Consider the following 20751-nt stretch of genomic DNA (forward strand, 5'->3'; position numbering starts at 1 on the left):
GTGGATAACTTGTGGATGACGACCGGTCAGCCGTCCGGGTGGGCGTGGCGTACGCCCGCGCGTACGCGGTGGCGGGCCGGGACTGCCGATGGACAGCAGCGGTGGTCGGGAGCAGAGGCGAGGGGGTGGCACGACGGTGACCGGAGCGACCGACCTTGCCGCGGTGTGGACGGCGACGACCGAGGAGCTCGCCGACGAGATCATCTCCGCACAGCAACGGGCGTACCTCCGGCTCACCCGACTGCGGGCGATCGTCGAGGACACCGCGCTGCTCTCGGTACCGGACGCCTTCACCCGGGACGTGATCGAGTCGCGGCTGCGCCCGGCGATCACCGAGGCCCTCAGCCGGCGGCTCGGCCGGCCCATCCAGGTGGCCGTCACCGTGCGGGTCGCCGAGGAGGCGGGCAGCCGCGCGGCCGGCACCGTCTACCGCACCGGTCCCGAACCGGCGGACCGCGACGCCCCGCTGGACCTGCTCGCCGGCCTCGAGCCCGGCCCGCCGATCGAGGCGCCCGGCTTCGCCGAGCTCGGCTACCCGGGCCGGCCCGAGGCTTCGCCGTACGCCGATGAGCCGGCCGAGCCCCCGATCGAGGAGCCGGCGCCACGGCAGCGCACGCCCGACGGCGGCCGGCCGCACCTGATCCCGGCCAGCCGGGACGGTCAGGACACCCTGTTCAGCACAGCCTTCACCGAGCCGATGCGCGCCCCCGAGCGCCGCGGCTTCGACGAGCGGTCCCGGGTCGAGCCCCCGGCTCCCGACGCCGGCGGGTACGAGCCCCGCTACCGGGAGCACACCGGCCCGACCGACACGCCGCTGCGCGGGCTGCCCCGGGACGGCGCCACCGACAGCGGGCCGGGTCGGAGTGGCCCGGACCACCGCCCCGGCGGCCAGGCCGACCGGCGGCTGCCCGGTGGCGGGGAGACCGGCGGCAACCGGCTCAACCCGAAGTACATGTTCGAGACGTTCGTCATCGGCTCGTCCAACCGCTTCGCCCACGCGGCGAGCGTGGCGGTGGCCGAGTCGCCGGCGAAGGCGTACAACCCGCTCTTCATCTACGGCCACTCCGGGTTGGGCAAGACCCACCTGCTGCACGCCATCGGGCACTACGCCACCACCCTCGGCAACGCCCGCTCGGTCCGGTACGTCTCGACCGAGGAGTTCACCAACGACTTCATCAACTCGCTCCGGGACGACAAGACCAGCGCGTTCCAGCGCCGCTACCGGGACGTGGACATCCTGCTGATCGACGACATCCAGTTCCTGGAGAACCGGGAGCGGACGCAGGAGGAGTTCTTCCACACGTTCAACACCCTGCACAACGCCAACAAGCAGATCGTGATCACCTCCGACCGCTCGCCGCGCCAGCTCGCCACCCTGGAGGACCGGATGCGGACCCGGTTCGAGTGGGGGCTGCTGGCCGACATCCAGCCGCCGGACCTGGAGACCCGGATCGCGATCCTGCAGAAGAAGGCCGCACAGGAGCGGATGTACGCCCCACCGGACGTGCTGGAGTTCATCGCCTCCCGGGTGTCGAACTCGATCCGCGAGCTGGAGGGTGCGCTGATCCGGGTCACCGCGTTCGCCAGCCTCACCCGCTCGTCGGTCGAGCTGTCGCTGGCCGAGGAGGTGCTGCGGGACTTCATGCCGGACGGTGCCGGACCGGAGATCAACGCCGACCAGATCATGGCCTCCACCGCGGACTACTTCGGGGTGAGCCTGGAGGACCTGCGCGGTCACTCCCGGTCCCGGGTGCTGGTCAACGCCCGCCAGGTGGCCATGTACCTGTGCCGGGAGCTGACCGATCTGTCGCTGCCCCGGATCGGGCAGGCGTTCGGCGGCCGGGACCACACGACCGTCATGCACGCCGACCGGAAGATCCGCCAGCAGATGGCGGAGCGGCGCTCGCTCTACAACCAGATCGCCGAGCTGACCAACCGGATCAAGCAGACCACCTGACTCCTTCGCCCGCCGCAGAACGGTGGCGCAGGGCCCGGCCGGACTTCCGGCCGGGCCTTTTTCGTGCCGGCGGACGTCGGAAACTTGACCCTCCACCCGGTCGAGGGCCCACGATCGGCGTCGTGTTCGTCCACAGCGCGGCTCTGTTGTCCACACCCCCTGTTCCACAGACAGTGGAAAACCACGCTACGTCTCGGCGCGGTTACCCACAGACTGTGGACAACCCCTGGGGACGACGCTGTGGACGCCTGGGGACGACGGCCGGGTTGTCCACGGCCGACGGTCGGCCTGTGGGCGGCCTGTTGAAGGTTCTGGGGATGACGTCGATCGACGCGGGCCGGCCCATCCACAACGCTGGGGAGAAACCCCGTGGATTAGCGGTGGACAACCGGTGGACAACCGTGGACAACCTGGGGGCAGGCGCGGGCTGTGGACCAGAACACGGGTTTTACCCCTGGTTCTCCACAGCCAAACCACTGGTGGATAACCTGTCTGACCTGCGCGGACGCCGGTTCTCCACAGTTTGCACAGGTGCGATGAAGACGATGAGTTATCTCTTCTAAACAACAAAAACCAATCATCACCGTTGGACTTCCTGTGGATCGGGCCGGAACGCTGCCGTCGGCAGTCGCCCCGGCACCTGGATCCACGGGGTCGGGCGCACAGCCGATGCCCGCGCGACCTAAGGTGCGAGGGGTACCCGCCGGTCGGGCGGGACGGGTGGCAGCGGTCGGCATGAGAGAGTTGTCGCTGACGTCGACGCGGAGGCATTGATGAAGTTCCGAGTGGAGCGCGACGCGCTCGCCGAGGCGGTCGCGTGGACCGCCAAGAGCCTGCCCAACCGACCCTCCGTACCGGTGCTGGCCGGAGTGATGCTCCGGGTCACCGACGGCAATCTTCAGGTCTCCGGGTTCGACTACGAGGTCTCCAGCCAGGTCACCGTCGAGGTGCAGGGTGACGCCGACGGCGCCGCGCTGGTCTCCGGCCGCCTGCTCGCCGAGATCACCAAGGCCCTGCCGGTCAAGCCGGTGGACATCGCCGCCGTCGGCGCCCACCTGGAGCTGGTCTGCGGCAGCGCCCGCTTCACCCTGCCGACCATGCCGGTCGAGGACTACCCGGCCCTGCCGGAGATGCCGGAGAGCGCCGGCACGATCGACGCCGCCGCCTTCGCCGCCGCGGTGGCCCAGGTGGCGGTCGCCGCCGGTCGGGACGAGACGCTGCCGATGATGACCGGCGTCCGCATCGAGCTCTCCGGCAGCACCCTGGCGATGCTTGCCACCGACCGCTACCGCCTCGCGCTGCGCGAGATGGAGTGGAACCCGGACGACCCCGAGGTGAGCCTCAACGCGCTGGTGCCCGCCCGGACCCTGAACGACACCGCGAAGGCCCTCGGCCCGCTCGGCGGCCAGGTGACCATGGCGCTGTCCCAGGGCGCCGCGGGCGAGGGCATGATCGGCTTCTCCGGTGGCACCCGCCGGACCACCAGCCGGCTGCTCGACGGGGCCAACTACCCGCCGGTCCGCTCGCTCTTCCCGGCCAGCCACAACGCCGAGGCCCGGGTGCCGGTCAGCACGCTGATCGAGGTGGTCAAGCGGGTCGCGCTGGTCGCCGAGCGGACCACGCCGGTGCTGCTGAGCTTCAGCGCCGACGGCCTGGTCGTGGAGGCCGGCGGCACCGAGGAGGCCCGGGCCAGCGAGGCCATGGAGGCCACCTTCACCGGCGACCCGCTTACCATCGGCTTCAACCCGCAGTACCTGATCGACGGCCTGGCCAACCTCGGCGCCCAGTACGCCCTGCTCTCGTTCGTCGACGCATTCAAGCCTGCGGTCATCTCTCCCGCAGGTGAGGATGGCGAGGTCATCCCGGGGTACCGGTACCTCATCATGCCGATCCGCGTGTCCCGCTGATCGCGCCCCAGCAAGACAGACGTACGGAGGTAGGAGCAGATGCAGCTCGGCCTGGTAGGACTCGGCCGGATGGGCGGCAACATGCGGGAGCGGTTGCGCGCCGCCGGCCACGAGGTGGTCGGCTACGACCGCAACGCGGAGCTGAGTGACGTCGCGAGCCTCGCGGAACTGGCCGAGAAGCTGGAGTCGCCCCGTGCGGTCTGGGTGATGGTCCCGGCCGGAGTCACCGACGCCACCATCGACGAGCTCGCCGGCGTCCTCGGCGAGGGCGACATCATCATCGACGGCGGCAACTCCCGGTTCAGCGATGATGCCCCTCGCGCCGAGCGCCTGAACGAGCAGGGCATCGGCTACGTCGACGTCGGCGTCTCCGGCGGCGTCTGGGGCCGGCAGAACGGGTACGCCCTGATGGTCGGCGGCGCCCAGGAGCACGTCGAGCGGCTGATGCCGATTTTCGAGGCGCTCAAGCCGGCGGGTGAGTTCGGCTTCGTGCACGCCGGCCCGGTCGGCGCCGGCCACTACGCCAAGATGGTGCACAACGGCATCGAGTACGGCCTGATGCACGCGTATGCCGAGGGCTACGAGCTGCTGGCCAAGTCGGAACTGGTGACCAACGTGCCGGGCGTCTTCAAGTCCTGGCGCGAGGGCACGGTGGTCCGCTCCTGGCTGCTCGACCTGCTCGACCGGGCGCTGGACGAGGACCCGGAGCTGGCCGAGCTGAGCGGCTACACCGAGGACACCGGCGAGGGCCGCTGGACGGTGGACGAGGCGGTCCGGTTGGCCGTGCCGCTGAACGTCATCGCCGCCTCCCTGTTCGCCCGGTTCGCGTCCCGCCAGGACGACTCGCCCGCCATGAAGGCCGTCGCCGCGCTGCGCCAGCAGTTCGGCGGGCACGCCGTCGTCCGTCGCGCCAGCTGACCGGTATCCACCGCCTGTGTACGTTCGCCGGCTCGAACTGGTCGACTTCCGCTCGTACGAGCGTGTCGGCATCGACCTGGAGCCGGGCCCGAACGTGCTGATCGGCCCCAACGGGGTCGGCAAGACCAATCTGGTCGAGGCGCTCGGCTACGTGGCGACCCTGGACTCGCACCGGGTCGCCACGGACGCCCCGTTGGTCCGGATGGGCGCCGCCTCGGCGGTGATCCGCTGCGCCGTGCTGCACGAGGGCCGGGAGCTCCTGGTCGAGCTGGAGATCGTCCCCGGCAAGGCCAACCGGGCCCGGTTGGGCCGGTCCCCGGCCCGGCGCGCCCGGGACGTGCTGGGCGCGCTGCGGCTGGTGCTGTTCGCCCCGGAGGACCTGGAGCTGGTCCGCGGCGACCCGGCCGAGCGCCGCCGCTACCTCGACGACCTGCTGGTCACTCGGCAGCCCAGGTACGCCGGGGTGCGCGCCGACTACGAGCGGGTGGTCAAGCAGCGCAACGCCCTGCTGCGGACCGCGTATCTGGCCCGCAAGACGGGCGGGTCGCGGGGTGGGGACCTCTCCACCCTCGCCGTCTGGGACACCCACCTGGCGCAGCACGGGGCCGAGCTGCTCGCCGCCCGGCTGGAGCTGGTCGCCGCGCTCGCCCCGCACGTGGCCAAGGCGTACGACGCGGTGGCTGCGGGCAAGGGCTCGGCGGGGATCGCCTACCGGCCGTCGGTGGAGCTGACCGAGCCGACCACCGACCGTACGGTGCTGGCGGACGCGCTGCGCGCCGCGCTGACCGAGAACCGGTCGGCGGAGATCGAACGCGGCACCACGCTGGTCGGCCCGCACCGCGACGACCTGGCTCTCACCCTCGGCCCGCTGCCGGCCAAGGGGTACGCCAGCCACGGCGAGTCCTGGTCCTACGCGCTGGCCCTGCGCCTCGCCGGGTACGACCTGCTGCGCGCCGACGGCATCGAGCCGGTGCTGGTGCTGGACGATGTCTTCGCCGAGCTGGACGCCGGCCGCCGGGAGCGGCTGGCCGAGCTGGTCGGCGGTGCCAGCCAGCTCCTGGTGACCTGCGCGGTCGACGAGGACGTGCCGGCGGCCCTGCGCGGCACCCGGTACGCGGTGGGCGAGGGGACGGTGCGCCGTGTCGGATGAGGTTCAGCTTCCGCCGGCCCGGCTGGGGCCGGGACGCGGCGGGCGTACCCCCGAGGACGGCGGCGGTGCGGACGGCGTCGGTGGTGCCGAGTCGGGCGCTGCGGGCGATCTGCCGGCCGGGGCGTCCGGGCCGGAGCTGGCCCGGGCGGTGCTGGACGCGGCGAAGGCCCGCCGGCAGGCAGCCGCCGGCACCCGCCGGCGCAGCGCGGTACGCGGGGACGGGGAGCGGCGGCTGCGCGGTTACTCCGGCCCCGGACCGGATCCGCGCGACCCGCAGCCGCTCGGTGCGGTGCTGGACAAGCTCGTCAAGGCGCGCGGCTGGCAGCAGCCGGCGGCCGAGGCGACGGTCTTCGGCGCCTGGGAACGCGTGGTCGGGCCGGAGGTGGCGCAGCACAGCCGGCCGGTCAAGCTCGAGGACGGTGAGCTGACCGTGGAGGCCCGCTCCACGGCGTGGGCGACCCAGCTGCGGCTGCTCGCCGGCTCGCTGCTCCAGCAGATCGCCCGCGAGGTCGGCCACAACGTGGTCCGCAAACTGCACATCCACGGCCCGGCCACGCCGTCCTGGTCGCGCGGCCCGCGCCGGGTCCGCGGCCGCGGACCCCGCGACACGTACGGCTGACCGTCCGGCTTTGCCCGGCCGGGGTCGACGGCCACCTCGCCGAGGTGGCGGCTTCCGAGCGCGGCCGACCCCGCCACTTCGCCGACCTGCGGACATCCGGCCGAGACCGATCCCCTCCTCGCCGAGGTGGCGGCGGCCAGGGGAACAGGCGCCGGTCAGGCGTCGGCGTAGACGGCGAAGCCGCGGTCGGCGCAGCGCCGGTAGAAGGCCGCGAGCACGCCCAGCTCGGCGCAGGTGAAGTTCCACTGCGGCGGGTCGCCGTTCTCGTCGCGCAGCCGGTCGAGCCGGCTGTCCAGCCAGCGCAGCTGCTGCTCGGCCAGGCGGCCGTCGCCCAGCAGCGACCGGAGCACCTCGCTCACCGACTCGAAGGTCACCGCCTCGTCGATCGGCCGGTGCCGGGCGACGAACTTCTCCACCCCGTCGGCGATCCAGGAGCAGCCGTCCGGGTCGATCACCGGGTCCTCGTCCTCGGCCGCGTTCTCCGTGGCGTAGAGCACATTTTCCAGGCCGAGGATCAGGTCGACCAGCTCGGTGTACGCGGTCGCGCGTACCGTGCCGGTCTTGGCGATCAACTCGGCGAGCGCCGCGGTGGGGGCGGAGATCCGTGGCAGGTCCACGATCTCGCCGAAGTCGACGAACTCGGCCGGCGCGACCGGGTCGTAGAAGCGGCCGGTCCGCGGCCAGTGCACCGCGACGTTGTCCAGCCCCATCTGGCGTCACCTCTTACCAAGCGCGTTGTCGGACTGATCGGGTCGATCGTCCCGGTTCCGTCCGCCAAAGATCAAGACCGCTGCGGCGGCGCCGCAAAGGTACGGCACGGCGGGGCCCGCCGCGACCCCCGGTCGGTTACGTGCCGGTACCGATGGGATGGCACCCTGGATCGGGGCTCAGCGAGGCTTCCGCTCGACTGGCGGCCATGATCCGGCCTCCGGCGTCCCCGACCGAATGAAGGCCGGCCTGAAGCCCCGCCGCGACCGGAAGCCGTCGTTGGTGTGTAGGGGGAGTCGCGGACGGCGCGATTCGGCCGGCTACGGAGTTCTCAGCCGCCGCGCAGGGGTGCCGAGTGGCGGTTTAGTCGTGCGCGCAGAGTAAGATTGACGGCGAGACGAAAGACCCGACACGGAGCGACGGACAGGGGCCCCAGGGCCCTTGATCATTGTCCCGGATCGGGTCGAGCCGATCGCGATCCGCGGGCGACCGCGGCGCCCGGCGCACGCGATCCGTGACCTGGAGATCCGGGGACCGGTACGTGCGCCGACGTCGCGTGCTGTCCGCCGAACCCGCGCCCCGCGCCCTGGCGTGGTCGGTGCGAGAAAGTGGCCGAGGGTGGCAGCGGAGGACAACAAGAAGTACGGCGCCGAGTCGATCACCGTTCTCGAGGGGCTGGAGGCGGTCCGGAAGCGGCCCGGTATGTACATCGGGTCCACCGGTGAACGCGGTCTGCACCACCTCGTGTGGGAGGTCGTCGACAACGCGGTGGACGAGGCGCTGGCCGGATACTGCGACACCATCGACGTGGTGCTGCTGGCCGACGGCGGCGTACGGGTCACCGACAACGGGCGTGGCTTCCCGGTCGACCTCCACCCGAAGCTGAAGAAGCCGGGTGTCGAGGTCGCGCTGACCGTGCTGCACGCGGGCGGCAAGTTCGACGGCAAGGCGTACGCGGTCTCCGGTGGTCTGCACGGCGTCGGCGTGTCCGTGGTGAACGCCCTCTCCACGAAGATGGCGGTGGAGATCCACAAGGACGGCTTCGTCTGGCGGCAGCAGTACCACCACTCCAAGCCGACCCCGCTGGAGAAGGGTGAGCCGACCGATCGCACCGGCTCGGCGGTCTCCTTCTGGCCCGACCCGGACGTCTTCGAGACCGTCGACTTCGACTTCCAGACCATCTACCGGCGCCTGCAGGAAATGGCCTTCCTCACCCGTGGCCTCACCATCCACCTGCTCGACGAGCGGGTCGAGGAGACCGAGGAGGGCAAGCCGCGCGAGGTGACCTTCCGTTACGAGGGCGGTATCGCCGACTTCGTCCGGCACCTCAACGCGTCGAAGACCCCGATCCACAAGACGGTGGTCGAGTTCGGCGCCGAGGAGGAGGGCATGTCGGTCGAGATCGCCATGCAGTGGAACGAGTCGTACGGCGAGTCGGTCTACACCTTCGCCAACAACATCAACACGCACGAGGGTGGCACCCACGAGGAGGGCTTCCGGGCCGCGTTGACCAGCGTCGTCAACCGGTACGGCGCGGACAAGAAGCTGCTCAAGGGCGACGAGAGGCTCTCCGGCGAGGACATCCGCGAGGGGCTGGCCGCGATCATCTCGGTTAAGCTGACCAACCCGCAGTTCGAGGGCCAGACCAAGACCAAGCTGGGCAACACCCCGGTGAAGAGCTTCGTGCAGCGGGTCTGCAACGAGTCGCTGGTCGACTGGTTCGACCGGAACCCGGCCGAGGCGAAGATCATCATCACCAAGGCGTCCCAGGCGGCCCGGGCCCGGATCGCCGCGCAGCAGGCGCGGAAGCTGGCCCGGCGCAAGTCGCTCCTGGAGTCCGGCTCGATGCCGGGCAAGCTGGCCGACTGCCAGTCCACCGACCCGCGCGAGTCCGAGGTCTTCATCGTCGAGGGTGACTCGGCGGGCGGCTCCGCCAAGCAGGGCCGCGACCCGCGTACCCAGGCGATCCTGCCGATCCGCGGCAAGATCCTCAACGTGGAGAAGGCCCGGATCGACCGGGTGCTGAAGAACAACGAGGTCCAGGCGCTGATCACCGCGCTGGGCACCGGCATCCACGACGACTTCGACATCGAGAAGCTGCGCTACCACAAGATCGTGCTGATGGCCGACGCGGACGTGGACGGGCAGCACATCCAGACGCTGCTGCTCACGCTGCTGTTCCGGTTCATGCGGCCGCTGGTCGAGCTGGGGCACGTCTACCTGGCCGCCCCGCCGCTCTACAAGATCAAGTGGAACAAGAAGGGCGACGACGCCCAGTACGCGTACTCGGACCGGGAGCGGGACGGGCTGATCGCGCTGCGCCAGCAGAAGAAGCCCAACGCCAAGCCGGACGACATCCAGCGGTTCAAGGGTCTCGGCGAGATGAACTACCCCGAGCTGTGGGAGACCACGATGAACCCGGCCACCCGTACCTTGCGCCAGGTGACGCTCGACGACGCCGCAACCGCCGACGAGCTGTTCAGCGTTCTGATGGGTGAGGACGTCGAGGCACGCCGTTCGTTCATCCAACGCAACGCCAAGGACGTGCGGTTCCTGGACATCTGACGGACCCAGCCGGGCCGGCCGGAGATCCACCGGCCGGCCCGGCGGTCCACAGAGTTATCCACAGTCTGGCCGGTTTCCACAGCCGTTATCCACAGCACGAACACGACTCTGAGTCTGATAAGGGTTAACAGTGACCGATACTCCCGAGTCCACCCCGAACGAGCCGGAGACCCCGGAGACACCGGCCGTGGTCGTCGCGCACGACCGGATCGAGCCGGTCGGCCTCGAGGTCGAGATGCAGCGCTCGTACCTCGACTACGCGATGAGCGTCATCGTCGGGCGGGCCCTGCCGGACGTCCGGGACGGGCTCAAGCCGGTTCACCGCAAGATCCTCTACGCCATGTTCGACTCCGGCTACCGGCCGGACCGCGGCTACGTGAAGTGCTCCCGGGTCGTCGGCGACGTGATGGGTCAGTTCCACCCGCACGGTGACTCGGCCATCTACGACGCGCTGGTCCGGATGGCGCAGCCCTGGTCGCTGCGCTACCCGCTGGTCGACGGCAACGGCAACTTCGGCTCGCCCGGCAACGACCCGGCCGCGGCCATGCGGTACACCGAGTGCAAGCTCGACCCGCTGGCCATGGAGATGCTGCGGGACATCGACGAGGACACCGTCGACCTGCAGGACAACTACGACGGCCGGGCCAAGGAGCCCACGATCCTGCCGTCCCGCATCCCGAACCTGCTGATCAACGGCTCCGAGGGCATCGCGGTCGGCATGGCCACCAAGATCCCGCCGCACAACCTGCGGGAGATCGGCGCGGCGGTGCAGTGGTGCCTGGAGCACCCGGAGGCCGACGAGCCCACCACGCTCGAGGCGCTGCTGGAGATCGTCAAGGGCCCGGACTTCCCGACCTACGGTCTGATCGTCGGCCAGGCCGGCATCCAGGACGCGTACCGGACCGGGCGCGGCTCGATCCGGATGCGGGCCGTGGTCGAGGTCGAGGAGGACAAGCGGGGCCGCCCGGCGCTGGTGGTCAGCGAGCTGCCCTACCAGGTCAACCCGGACAACCTGGCCGAGCGGATCGCCGAGCTGATCAAGGAGGGCAAGCTCGCCGGCATCGCCGACATCCGCGACGAGTCCTCCGGACGTACCGGCATGCGGATCGTGCTCGTGCTCAAGCGCGACGCGGTCGCCAAGGTGGTGCTGAACAACCTCTACAAGCACACCCAGCTCCAGGAGACCTTCGGCGCCAACATGCTGGCGTTGGTCGACGGGGTGCCGCGCACGCTCAACCTGGCCCAGTTCCTCCGCTACTACGTCGAGCACCAGATCGAGGTCATCCGCCGGCGGACCGCGTTCCGGCTGCGCAAGGCGGAGGAGCGGGCGCACATCCTGCGCGGTCTGGCCAAGGCCCTCGACGCGCTGGACGAGGTGATCGCCCTGATCCGGCGTTCGCCCACGGTCGAGGACGCCCGTCAGGGCCTGATCCGGCTGCTGGAGATCGACGAGGTCCAGGCGACCGCGATCCTGGACATGCAGCTGCGCCGGCTGGCCGCCCTGGAGCGGCAGCGGATCCTCGACGATCTGGCCAAGCTCGAGCTGGAGATCGCCGACCTCAAGGACATCCTGGCCAAGCCGGAGCGGCAGCGGAGGATCGTCTCCGAGGAGCTGGGCGAGATCGTCGCGAAGTGGGGCGACGACCGGCGCACCAAGATCGTGCCGTTCGACGGCGAGGTCTCGATGGAGGACCTCATCGCCCGCGAGGACGTGGTCGCCACCATCACCCGCACCGGGTACGCCAAGCGCACCAAGGTCGACCTGTACCGCTCGCAGCGGCGGGGCGGGAAGGGCGTCAGCGGCGCCACCCTCCGGCAGGACGACATCGTCAGCCACTTCTTCGTATGCTCTACGCACGACTGGATCCTGTTCTTCACCAACAAGGGTCGGGTCTACCGGGCCAAGGCCTACGAGCTTCCCGAAGCCAGTAGGGTGGCCAAGGGCCAGCACGTGGCCAACCTGCTCGCGTTCCAAGCGGACGAGCAGATCGCGCAGATCATCGAAATTCCGAACTACCAGGTGGCGCCCTACCTGGTACTGGCCACGAAGAACGGCCTGGTGAAGAAGACGCGGCTCGAGGAGTTCGACTCCCCCCGGTCAGGCGGCATCATCGCGATCAACCTGCGCGATGAGGACGAGCTGGTCGGTGCTGCCCTGGTGAGTTCGACGGACGACCTGCTGCTGGTCTCCAAGAACGCTCAGGCCATCCGCTTCAACGCCACGGACGAGGCGCTGCGCCCGATGGGCCGGGCGACCTCCGGTGTCATCGGCATGCGGTTCAGCGAGGAGGACGAACTGCTGGCCATGGAGGTCGTCCGCGAGGGTATGGACATGGACGTGCTGGTCGCGACGAACGGCGGATACGCGAAACGTACCCCGATCGAGGAATACCCGGTCCAGGGCCGGGGAGGTAAGGGCGTGCTGACTGCGAAGATCACCGAGCGACGTGGCGGTCTGGTCGGAGCTGCGGTGATCAGCCCGGACGACGAACTCTTCGCTATCACCAGCAACGGGGGCGTCATCCGGACTCCGGTGAAGCCTGTACGCCGTACGCGTGACCGGAACACAATGGGGGTCAAGCTGATGGACCTCCCGGACGGCGTGACTATCGTGGCAATTGCTCGCAATGCCGACGAGCCTGACGAACAGGACTAGTTGATGACGGAGACACAGGCGAAGTCGGGGAACACGGGGGCCTCGGCCAACCCGGTCGACGAGGAGGCCGCGCAGGGCGGCACACCAGCGTCGGGCCGGGCGGCCGTGGGCCGGGCCACGGTCCCCGCCGACGCGCCTGCCCCGAAGTTCACCCGGGCCCCCGGCATGACACCGCCGCCGGACAAGCCCGGGGAGGACTCGGGGACGAGCGAGAAGGCCGAGAAGGCCCCGGTCGACGCCCCGACCTCCACCGACGGGCCGGCCGGGCCGTCGGTCACCACGGCGAAGCCCGGCACCACCCAGGCGATCAAGACACCGGGTACGGGCCGGCCGTCGCCCGGGACTCCCGGCACCCCGCCGAAGGTGGGCGCCGGTCTCGGCACCGCGCCCAAGCCGTCGCCGGACGGCGCCCGCTCCAGCGCCACCGGCCGCCCCGCCAACGGTGGCGGCCTGCCGCCGGCTGTCAGCGGTGCGGCCGCCGTCGGGGCCGCGCGCGTGGGTGAGGCGGTACGCGCCGCGCGTACCTCGGTCAGCTCGGCCGCTTCGCGCGGACCGCGCCGGGCCCGGCTGAACCTCAAGCGGATCGACCCCTGGTCCGTGATGAAGTTCGCGTTCGCGGTCTCGGTGGTGCTCTTCATCGTGGTGGTCGTCGCCACCTCGGTGCTCTACCTGGCCCTGGACGCGATGGGCGTGTTCAAGAGCGTCAACGACAGCCTGACCGACCTGGTCAACGCAGGTGGCGGCTCGGGCAGCTCCGGCGGCTTCCAGATCACCGCCAAGGGCGTGATCCTGAGCTCCGCGCTGATCGGCCTGGTCAACGTCGTGCTCTTCACCGCGCTCGCCACGCTGGGCGCGTTCGTCTACAACGTCTGCGCCGACCTGGTCGGCGGGATCGAGCTGACGCTCGCCGAGCGGGACTGACTCCGACGACGCCGGGGCACCGCGTAATGCGGTCGCCCCGGCGTCGCCTATCCGGGTAGGTTCTTCATTGGCGCGGCGCACCGGCCCCGATTTGGGGACGGAGGCGGCGATGGGTTAACCTTGCTCGTCGCTACGCGGGGCTATAGCTCAGTCGGTTAGAGCGCAGAGCTGATAACTCTGAGGTCGCTGGTTCGATTCCAGCTAGCCCCACCGCACATCGTCCGACGATAGTCGAGCGCGAGGGGTCGGCCCATGTTCAAGAAGCTCCTGATCCTGGTCGGCGTGGTCGGGGTGGCCGCCGTGGTGGCCAAGAAGGTGAAGGCTGCGAACGACGAGCGCGCTCTGTGGCACGAGGCGACCACGGCGCCTGACCTGCGCTGAGCGTCCCTCCGACTGCCAGCACCGGGCGTCTCCGCCCGCCTCGGGGCCCTAGCTCAACTGGCAGAGCACTGCCTTTGCAAGGCAGGGGTTAGGGGTTCAAGTCCCCTGGGCTCCACCATTCACCCTCCTTACCTGCGGTTTCTCAATTCGCTTGATCGACTAGTACAACGTCAGTACAGATCAGGCTTGATCTTGGATTGAGAGCGCCGACCGTAGGACGTTCCCGACGATGCCGCGTGGCCGGTCCCGCTTCGGCCACCAGTGGACGTATGTCTCCAGGGTGATCCGTAGTGTTTTGTGCCGGAGCATCCGTTGGACCTCCTGCGGCTCGGCGTGATTCGTGATCAGCGTCGTGGCGAAGAAGTGCCGAAGCGCGTGGAACGTTCCGTGCTCCTTGGGCCAGCCGGCCGTATCCCGCCAGTCCGCCCACTCTCGGGACCACGTCCGGTCGGTGAACGGGTTACCGCGGCGAGTCGTGAACAGCAGCGGCACTGACCGCCGGACGGGGTCACCGGAGGTCACGTCGACCAGCTCCACCGGCACGGGCGGGAACTCCCGGACGTGCTCGGCGAGGACCTGGCCGACGACCGGGTCCATGTCGACCGTGCCAGATGACCCCGCTTTGGGCTCGCTGAGATAGAAGCCGCCGTGCTGCTGCGGCGCGTACCGGAGCTGCTGGACGATGTGCAGCTCTGCCCGGTCGTGGTCGACGCAGCGGACGCCGTGCTCCATCCCCAGGACTTCACCCATACGGCAGCCTTGCCCGGCGCCCAGCCAGATTGCCGCCCGGTAGCGGGCCGGCACCGCGTCGAGCAGCGCCAGGACCTCGCCCTCAGTTGGCACCCACTTTGGCGCACGGGAGAAGCCCCGGAGCACCTGAGCCAGCTTCACCCCGTCGCACGGGTTGTCCGGGATGACCTTGTCGGTGACCGCAGCATTCAGCACCGTGTCCAGGAGTTCGAAGTACAGCTTGAGTGAGGTTCGCGGGGTGCCTTCCTCCAGCCGTCGCGTCAGCCACTCCAGCACGGCGGTCAGGTGGATAGCCCGGAGCGGCCGGTCACCGAACGCCGGATAGAGATGGCATCGGAGGTTGGACTCCACCCGCTTGCGCGTCTCCAAGGCCCACCCGACTTCTCGGGAGAGCCGCCACCGATCCCCGTACTCCCGAAGCGTCAGGTTGCGCTCCGACTGCTGGACCTTCATTTCCTCGGCGACACCAGCACGGGCGCGAGCGTCGAAGGCTTCCGCGTCCGCCTTTCGTTCGAAGAATCGGGTCCGAGGATCGCCGGCCGCGTCAGTGAAGCGAACCCGCCAGCGCTTGCCCTGCCCATGACGCCGGGACGGGAGGCGCTTGCCGTCAGGTCCCCGCTTGTTGAGGTACCACAGGTCGTCGACGGGCATTTCAGGCCGCCTGCCGGTCGAGCCAGGAACGCACGTCCGCCGGCCTATACCGGAGGTGACGACCGACGCGCAAAGCACGCGGACCGGTCCGGCGGTACCGCCACTGATAGAGGGTGCCGACCGGGACGCCCAGGAACGCGGACACGTCCTGAACCGTCCAGAGCCGTTCGATAGCTGGTGCGGTCATCAGTCCTCCCGAGGGGTCGAAGGGGTCAGGTCGGTGGGGACGGGGGTCTGTTCCGCCTTGTCCCGAGCGGCAAGGAGTGCGGCCTTCCACTGGGCGCGTTGGGACAGCGCCCGCAGGAGCCGGTGTTGCAGGGGTGGGATGTCGGGGTCGTCGGGCCGGGCCATCTCCCAGGCGTAGGCGGGGACGTCGTCCTGGTCGACGGGGTCGGCGTCGTCGGCGCCGGTGGTGACGCCAAGCAGGTTGCGCACCCAGGCCCGAGCGTCGGCCCGGTGGTCGGCGAGGGTCTTTCCGGACCAGTCACGCGAGACGAGGATGCGCCGCCCGCCGATGCCGAGAGTGGCCCGCTGGTGGACTTTGCCCTTGCAGCGGCCCGCTTGCAGCCTGCCGTGTGCCTTCTTCGGTTGGACGCCGTAGAGCAGCCAGTTGGCGCACCGCTCGTTGCACGGGGTGACCCGGAGCTGTTCCCACAGCCGGTCGAGGTGGTCCCGTTGCCGGTCGCTGTCCGGCTTGTGGCAGTCGGCCGCGGACTTGGTGATGTACTTCGTGATGTAGCCAATGGTGCGGTTGGCGTGGACGGTGCCGGGGGTGACGCCCTCGGCGTGGACCTGGGAGCCGAAGCGGACCACGTGCGCCGGTTCGGCGTCGGGGTCGGAGTCGATGAGGTCCAGGGCGTCAGCCCATGAGGTCAAAGGTTCACGGGTGTCGGGGTCGACCCACTCTCCCCGGTCGCCGTCCCACATGGGGAGCCGGTCGAGGGAGTACACCAGCTCGTCAGCCGGCGGCCACCACACCTGGTGATAGGTAGCGGCGGCAACCTGCCGCAGCACCGCCCGAGGAATCGTGCCCCGGATCGCGAAGTGCGCGTGCGGGGCGAGCCGGCGTTGCGGCTCGACGCAGCCGGCGTACTGGACGTTCCAGCCGACGCACCGCCGCAGGTTCTGCCAGAACCGATCGAGCAGCCGGGCGAAGTGCACCGCGTCCCAGGCGGCCCGCCGGTAGTCGTAGGAGTCAGGGTCGACGGGCGTCCCGTCGGGCAGGACCCGGCCGTAGGAGTCGAGCGTCAGGGACAGCCACATCGAGGGCCGATGTTCGGTGCCGTCTGGGGCGGTGTAGACCTTCCCGACCGTGCGCGGCTCGACCTTCTTGCGGGGCAGGTCAGGGGCGTCGTGGCGGCGGCGGGTGGACCGCTTGCGGCGCCCACCGTTGGGCTCTTCCTCAGTGTCGTGGGGCGGGGCGACCTGCCCGCGCAGGCCCTCGGCGGCGATGGCTTCCTCTACCTCCGCGATGGCCTGGTCAATGCCGGGCACCTGATCGAACTGCGCCGACCGTTGAGCTTCGTCGCGGGCGAACTCGAGGTGTGCCCGCAGCAGCACCAACTCCCGCTGTGCCTCGGTTGCGGGGTTGGGTGCGGGGGCAGGTTCGTCGGTGCGGTGCCAGCCCTCGCGGATCTGGGTCTGCCGCAGCCGACGCGCCCGGTTGGCGCAGGGCGAGCACTTGTCTTCCCGAGTCGTGCCGCAGGGCAGGTCGATGACCTCGGTCTGACCGGTGTGCAGGTCCGTCCGGCGCAGGGTCACGGGGCGGATGCACACGCCGTACTCGGCGGCCATCTCCTTCAACACCTGCCGAGACATGGGCAGAGCCAGGCGGGCAGCACGAGAGCCAGCCGCCGGCGGAACGGTCGCCGGGCCGGGGGTCGGGGTGTCGGGGGTGAGGCCGGGCAGGGTTGGGGCGGTCAACGGGTCACCTCCGGGAGCTCGAAGAGGACGGGTTGTGTGGTGCGGATCGGGGTGGAGCGGGTCGGACCGATGCGGCCGGCCCAGCGGTGCGCCGCGGCAACATGGCGGGGGCAGGCGGTCTCGGCGCGGTAGCGGCCGGTGCCGGGGTGGCCGGCTTCGATGAGGGCGGAGGCCCACCCACCACCGCATCTGGCGCAGTAGGTGGGCCAACCGGCGGTCATGGCGGTCAGTGGTTGCAGCCCGAGCAGTGCAGCCCGGCGCACTTGGCCTTGCGGCGCCCGAGTAGGAGGGCGAGGACGACGAGGACCAGGACCACGCCGACGACGGCGGGGAACGCGGCGCGGACGGTGTGGACGAGCTGGGCGGCGAGGTAGCCGACGCCGGCCAGGACGCCGAGGGTGGGGAGGGTGGCGGCGGCGATGATCGGGCCACGGCGCAGCCGGCGCACCGGGGCCGGAGCGGGCCGGGCGGTGTCGAGGAAGCGGACCGTGACGGTGACGCGGTCGCCGTCCGGGTGCTGGCGGGGCTGGTCCATGAACGTCAGCCGCCCGGAGTCCCGCAGGACCGCGACCGTGGCGGCTACCTCGGCGGGGGTGCCGACGATGCGGCGAGTCAGGGCACCGGAGCGGTTGTGTGCGTGGGTGCGGCGGGCGAGTTGGGAGCGGGTCATCGGGTCACCTCCGAGGCGAAGACCTGACCGTTGCGGGGTGTTTGGATGACGGACGAGACGAGCGCCGACCGGACCGGAGCCACGGCCGGGGCCGGGGCCGGGGCCGGGGTGGGTGTGGCGAGGACGGGCGCCGGGGTGGTGGGCAGGTCGGCCGGCTCCAGGTCGACGGGCTCACGAGCCGGGGCCGGGGCCGGGGCCGACTTGACCGGGGCCGGCTCTGGGGTCGGGTCGGCGGGGGTGCCGCCGAGGATGAGCTTCGACAGGGCGAGGAACGCCAGTGCCGGAACCGAGGACAGCAGCCGGGACGAGAAGCTGTCGTTGGCCACCGCGATCTGCGCCGCCAGGGACAGCGCCACGGCGGCGATGAGGATCGACAGCGGGTAGAGCACGGAGGCCCGGGGGTCGCGGCGGCGACGGCGACGGATGACCAGCAGGGCAGCCGCCGGGGTCAGTTCTGAGATGACGGCGTTGGCCCAGCCGAACCATTCCCCGGTGCCGTGTGGGGCGTGGATCATCGTCCAGTCCTTGACGTGGGTGAACGACGCGGCGCCAGCCATGCCGCCTACCGCGACGAGGATCAGGACCAGGGCGACGGCTTCCAGCCGGTCGGAGTTGCGCAGGCGACTCATGCGGCCCACCCCCACGCTTCGGCGTCTTCGGCGGCGATCTCGGCGTGCTGCCGCAGGGCGGCGGCGATGATGTCGGTCGCGTCGGTGTCGGGGGCGCAGTAGGGGCAGGTCTGCTCGGGGTCGGTGTGGGCGAGGTCGAGGCAGGTCCGGCGGATCGGCCGGCGGGCAAGGCGACGGGTACGCATCACGGATCTCCAGGCAGGCGGGTCAGCGGTTGGTGGGGGCGATGTGTACGCGGATCCACTCCGGCGGCTCACCGGTCGACGCCACGGCTTCGGAGAGGCAGCGCCACAGCGCCCACGCCTCGGCGGGGGTGAGGTACATGCGGCGGCGGCCGGACCCGACCGCGATGTAGAGGTCCGCGTCGGGGGTGACCCGGACCGTGACCGGCACCGATGCCTTGTCGACGTGCGGGGCGCGCAGCCGGTAGAAGCGACGCGGCTGCGGGGCGGGGTCGGGTTCGTCGGCGTAGGGCATCCGGGCCGGGGTGTCGGGCAGGTCGGGGGTCACCGCGGCTCACCTCCGTTCGGCGTGGCGTTGAGGTCCAGGGCGTTGAGCAGGGACGGGGGCAGCAGCGGCGCGGCCTGCTTCGGCGGGGTCGGCCGGTAGGTGTGGCGCCCGTTGCCGGCACCGTTGGCGCGGGTCGGCTTGACCGGGGCCGGGGCCGGGGCGGGGTCGGGCTGGATCTCGGGTGGGGCGGGGAAGGTCGCGGCCAGGTCCCGGATCGCGTCGTCGTCGAGGTAGGAGAAGCGGACGCGGGCTGGCTCGGGCTCGCCGTCGAGCAGGACGTAGCCGACGCCCTTGGCCGAGATCGGGATCTGATCCGCGAGGGCACCGCGGTCACGGGCACCGTCACCTAGCAGTAGGTCGACGTGGCCGCGTTCGGTGAGGCCGAGGGCGATGCGGGTCGGGAAGTAGTCCCGTACGGTGACGACTTCCTTGCGGGGGTCCTGGGTGGCGGCCACGACTAGGACGCCCAGCCCGGCGCCCTGCGACAGCAGCACCCCAAGCGCCTGAGTGATCCGCTGGCGGATGTCGGAGTCGGGCAGGAACGCCAGCAGGGTGGCCAGCTCGTCAATGACGATGACGATCAGAGGGTCATCCACGGTCGGCGTGTGAACCCGGACCTTCCCGCGCAGCGCCCGTTGACGCACTCGCATCCGAGCCACGGCATCTTCGAGCAGGTCCGCCATGCGAGACCAGTCGTCATCGACGTACCGGGAGAACAGCGGCCGACCGATGGACAGCTCCATGCCGCCCTTCGGGTCGATCGCCCACACCCGCACCAGCCCGCACCGGATACCAGCGGCCATGGAGCGGAGCAGGGACCAGATGACCGAGCCCTTGCCCATCCGGGTAGCCCCACCGACCAGCACATGGGTCGCCAGGAGGCGCAGGCAGTAGGCGGCCAGGTCTTCCCGCAGCCCCAGCGGCAGCGCGGCGAAGTCCGGGCGGGCCGGCACCGGCAGCGGCTTGACGATGCGGGTCAGCGGGTCGCGGCGGATGAACACCAGCCACACATGCCGAGGCCGGTCGCGGAACCGCACCCGGTCGACCAGCCGCAGCAGCCAGGCGAGCCGGCCGGAGCGGTGCGGGGGTGCCTGACGGCGACCGGAGAACACCCGGCAGTGCCGAGTGCCGAACGAGTACGCCAGGTCGCGGGCGGCCTTTTGGTACGCCTCCGGGTTCTGCCCGCGCGGCATCCGCAACACGAGTTCATCGGTGGCGTAGGTGCAGCGCACCGACAGCAACTGCGGGACCTTCTCCCCGCCGTCGTACTTCTTCACCAGCCCGCACAGGGACATCGCCTCGTGCCACTGACGCCGGTAGACCCACAGCCGCCGCCACACCGACACGGCGCGTAGGACGACCAGCCGGTGGAAGGACTCCCGACCGCGCCACCACCACAGCCCGCCGGCAGCAGTGAGGGCGAGCAGGACCAGGAGGTGAGGCCACCAGCCGTGGGACCGGTAGGCGTCGACGGCGACGAGGACCAGGGCGACGACCGGCCAGGCCCGCCAGTGCCGCACCGCGAACACGCCGAAGCGCAGCACCGCCACGACGAGGCGGAACAGCAGGAACAGGCCGGTGACGGTCCAGACCAGCGGCCACGGGGCGGAGATCTGGAAGCGGCGGAAGTTGACCAGCGGGGCGCGCATCACGCCGCCGCCTTCCGGTCGGTGCGGTGCTGCTCGGTCCATGCCTCCGCGCAGACCTTGTGCACCGGCTTCCCCGCCGGGCTACGGCAGATCGTCGGCTTGTTGCAGATGACGCACGGGACCGGATCGCCGGCACCACCGCCGCGCGTCCAGTCCAGGGAAATTGGCATGATGAACCCGCCCCTTC

At 70.7% G+C, this 20751-nt stretch carries 20 protein-coding genes and 2 tRNA genes; 11 read left to right on the plus strand and 11 right to left on the minus strand.

The window, feature by feature from the left end; genetic code table 11:
- Positions 1-136: 136 nt before the first annotated feature.
- The 5 genes from dnaA to ACFYM6_RS00795 all read left to right on the plus strand — a co-directional run bounded on the left by dnaA (position 137) and on the right by ACFYM6_RS00795 (position 6551).
- Positions 137-1957, plus strand: coding sequence for a chromosomal replication initiator protein DnaA (gene dnaA / locus ACFYM6_RS00775; RefSeq protein WP_387270962.1), 1821 nt, complete (start codon positions 137-139; stop codon positions 1955-1957).
- A gap of 773 nt (positions 1958-2730) precedes the next feature.
- Complete coding sequence (gene dnaN, locus ACFYM6_RS00780) at positions 2731-3864, plus strand: DNA polymerase III subunit beta (protein ID WP_387270964.1); 1134 nt, start codon at positions 2731-2733, stop codon at positions 3862-3864.
- Between the two features lie 39 nt (positions 3865-3903).
- Positions 3904-4782 (plus strand): phosphogluconate dehydrogenase (NAD(+)-dependent, decarboxylating), encoded by an 879-nt coding sequence (gnd, locus tag ACFYM6_RS00785; RefSeq protein ID WP_357434428.1) that lies wholly within the window; start codon positions 3904-3906, stop codon positions 4780-4782.
- A gap of 16 nt (positions 4783-4798) precedes the next feature.
- Entirely contained in the window at positions 4799-5932 is a 1134-nt protein-coding gene (recF, locus tag ACFYM6_RS00790) for a DNA replication/repair protein RecF (protein WP_387270966.1), read from the plus strand.
- Between the two features lie 22 nt (positions 5933-5954).
- Positions 5955-6551 carry a DUF721 domain-containing protein gene (locus tag ACFYM6_RS00795; RefSeq protein WP_387271823.1) on the plus strand — a complete coding sequence of 199 codons (597 nt, stop codon included), beginning with the start codon at positions 5955-5957 and terminating at the stop codon, positions 6549-6551.
- Between the two features lie 155 nt (positions 6552-6706).
- Here ACFYM6_RS00795 and ACFYM6_RS00800 read toward each other — a convergent pair whose 3' ends face one another.
- A complete protein-coding gene (locus ACFYM6_RS00800; protein ID WP_387270969.1) occupies positions 6707-7261 on the minus strand; it encodes a hypothetical protein in 555 nt (184 codons plus the stop codon).
- Positions 7262-7877: 616 nt separating this feature from the next.
- Here ACFYM6_RS00800 and gyrB point away from each other — a divergent pair.
- From gyrB to ACFYM6_RS00830, 6 genes are all read left to right on the plus strand, one after another.
- Entirely contained in the window at positions 7878-9824 is a 1947-nt protein-coding gene (gene gyrB / locus ACFYM6_RS00805) for a DNA topoisomerase (ATP-hydrolyzing) subunit B (protein WP_387270971.1), read from the plus strand.
- 130 nt (positions 9825-9954) lie between these two features.
- Positions 9955-12480: a DNA gyrase subunit A gene (gyrA, locus tag ACFYM6_RS00810; RefSeq protein ID WP_387270973.1), complete on the plus strand. Its 2526-nt coding sequence runs from the start codon at positions 9955-9957 to the stop codon at positions 12478-12480.
- A gap of 3 nt (positions 12481-12483) precedes the next feature.
- Complete coding sequence (locus ACFYM6_RS00815; protein ID WP_387270975.1) at positions 12484-13401, plus strand: DUF3566 domain-containing protein; 918 nt, start codon at positions 12484-12486, stop codon at positions 13399-13401.
- Positions 13402-13537: 136 nt separating this feature from the next.
- Positions 13538-13611, plus strand: a tRNA-Ile gene (locus ACFYM6_RS00820).
- A gap of 42 nt (positions 13612-13653) precedes the next feature.
- Positions 13654-13782 (plus strand): DLW-39 family protein, encoded by a 129-nt coding sequence (locus ACFYM6_RS00825; protein WP_241825427.1) that lies wholly within the window; start codon positions 13654-13656, stop codon positions 13780-13782.
- Between the two features lie 42 nt (positions 13783-13824).
- Positions 13825-13900: transfer RNA gene (locus ACFYM6_RS00830), tRNA-Ala, on the plus strand.
- Between the two features lie 62 nt (positions 13901-13962).
- Here the strand turns inward: ACFYM6_RS00830 and ACFYM6_RS00835 are convergent.
- From ACFYM6_RS00835 to ACFYM6_RS00880, 10 genes are all read right to left on the minus strand, one after another.
- Positions 13963-14985 carry a tyrosine-type recombinase/integrase gene (locus ACFYM6_RS00835; protein ID WP_387270977.1) on the minus strand — a complete coding sequence of 341 codons (1023 nt, stop codon included), beginning with the start codon at positions 14983-14985 and terminating at the stop codon, positions 13963-13965.
- Between the two features lie 199 nt (positions 14986-15184).
- Complete coding sequence (locus tag ACFYM6_RS00840) at positions 15185-15370, minus strand: helix-turn-helix transcriptional regulator (RefSeq protein ID WP_387270979.1); 186 nt, start codon at positions 15368-15370, stop codon at positions 15185-15187.
- Positions 15370-17106: a replication initiator gene (locus ACFYM6_RS00845; protein WP_387270981.1), complete on the minus strand. Its 1737-nt coding sequence runs from the start codon at positions 17104-17106 to the stop codon at positions 15370-15372. The genes ACFYM6_RS00840 and ACFYM6_RS00845 overlap by 1 nt, the downstream gene beginning before the upstream one ends.
- The gene (locus ACFYM6_RS00850; RefSeq protein WP_387270983.1) at positions 17103-17327 is read right to left on the minus strand and encodes a hypothetical protein; all 225 of its coding nucleotides are present in this window, start codon (positions 17325-17327) and stop codon (positions 17103-17105) included. The genes ACFYM6_RS00845 and ACFYM6_RS00850 overlap by 4 nt, the downstream gene beginning before the upstream one ends.
- 5 nt (positions 17328-17332) lie before the next feature.
- Positions 17333-17776 (minus strand): hypothetical protein, encoded by a 444-nt coding sequence (locus tag ACFYM6_RS00855; RefSeq protein WP_387270985.1) that lies wholly within the window; start codon positions 17774-17776, stop codon positions 17333-17335.
- Positions 17773-18405 (minus strand): hypothetical protein, encoded by a 633-nt coding sequence (locus ACFYM6_RS00860; protein ID WP_387270987.1) that lies wholly within the window; start codon positions 18403-18405, stop codon positions 17773-17775. Before ACFYM6_RS00860 ends, ACFYM6_RS00855 begins: the two co-directional genes overlap by 4 nt.
- Positions 18402-18590 (minus strand): hypothetical protein, encoded by a 189-nt coding sequence (locus tag ACFYM6_RS00865; RefSeq protein WP_387270989.1) that lies wholly within the window; start codon positions 18588-18590, stop codon positions 18402-18404. The genes ACFYM6_RS00860 and ACFYM6_RS00865 overlap by 4 nt, the downstream gene beginning before the upstream one ends.
- A gap of 22 nt (positions 18591-18612) precedes the next feature.
- Positions 18613-18915 carry a spread protein gene (locus tag ACFYM6_RS00870; RefSeq protein WP_387270991.1) on the minus strand — a complete coding sequence of 101 codons (303 nt, stop codon included), beginning with the start codon at positions 18913-18915 and terminating at the stop codon, positions 18613-18615.
- Positions 18912-20564, minus strand: coding sequence for an FtsK/SpoIIIE domain-containing protein (locus ACFYM6_RS00875; protein WP_387271825.1), 1653 nt, complete (start codon positions 20562-20564; stop codon positions 18912-18914). Before ACFYM6_RS00875 ends, ACFYM6_RS00870 begins: the two co-directional genes overlap by 4 nt.
- Positions 20564-20734, minus strand: a complete 171-nt coding sequence (locus tag ACFYM6_RS00880; RefSeq protein WP_387270993.1) for a hypothetical protein — start codon at positions 20732-20734, stop codon at positions 20564-20566. Before ACFYM6_RS00880 ends, ACFYM6_RS00875 begins: the two co-directional genes overlap by 1 nt.
- Between the last annotated feature and the right edge of the window lie 17 nt (positions 20735-20751).

Source organism: Micromonospora sp. NPDC006431 (assembly GCF_042870725.1).
Classification (GTDB): domain Bacteria; phylum Actinomycetota; class Actinomycetes; order Mycobacteriales; family Micromonosporaceae; genus Micromonospora.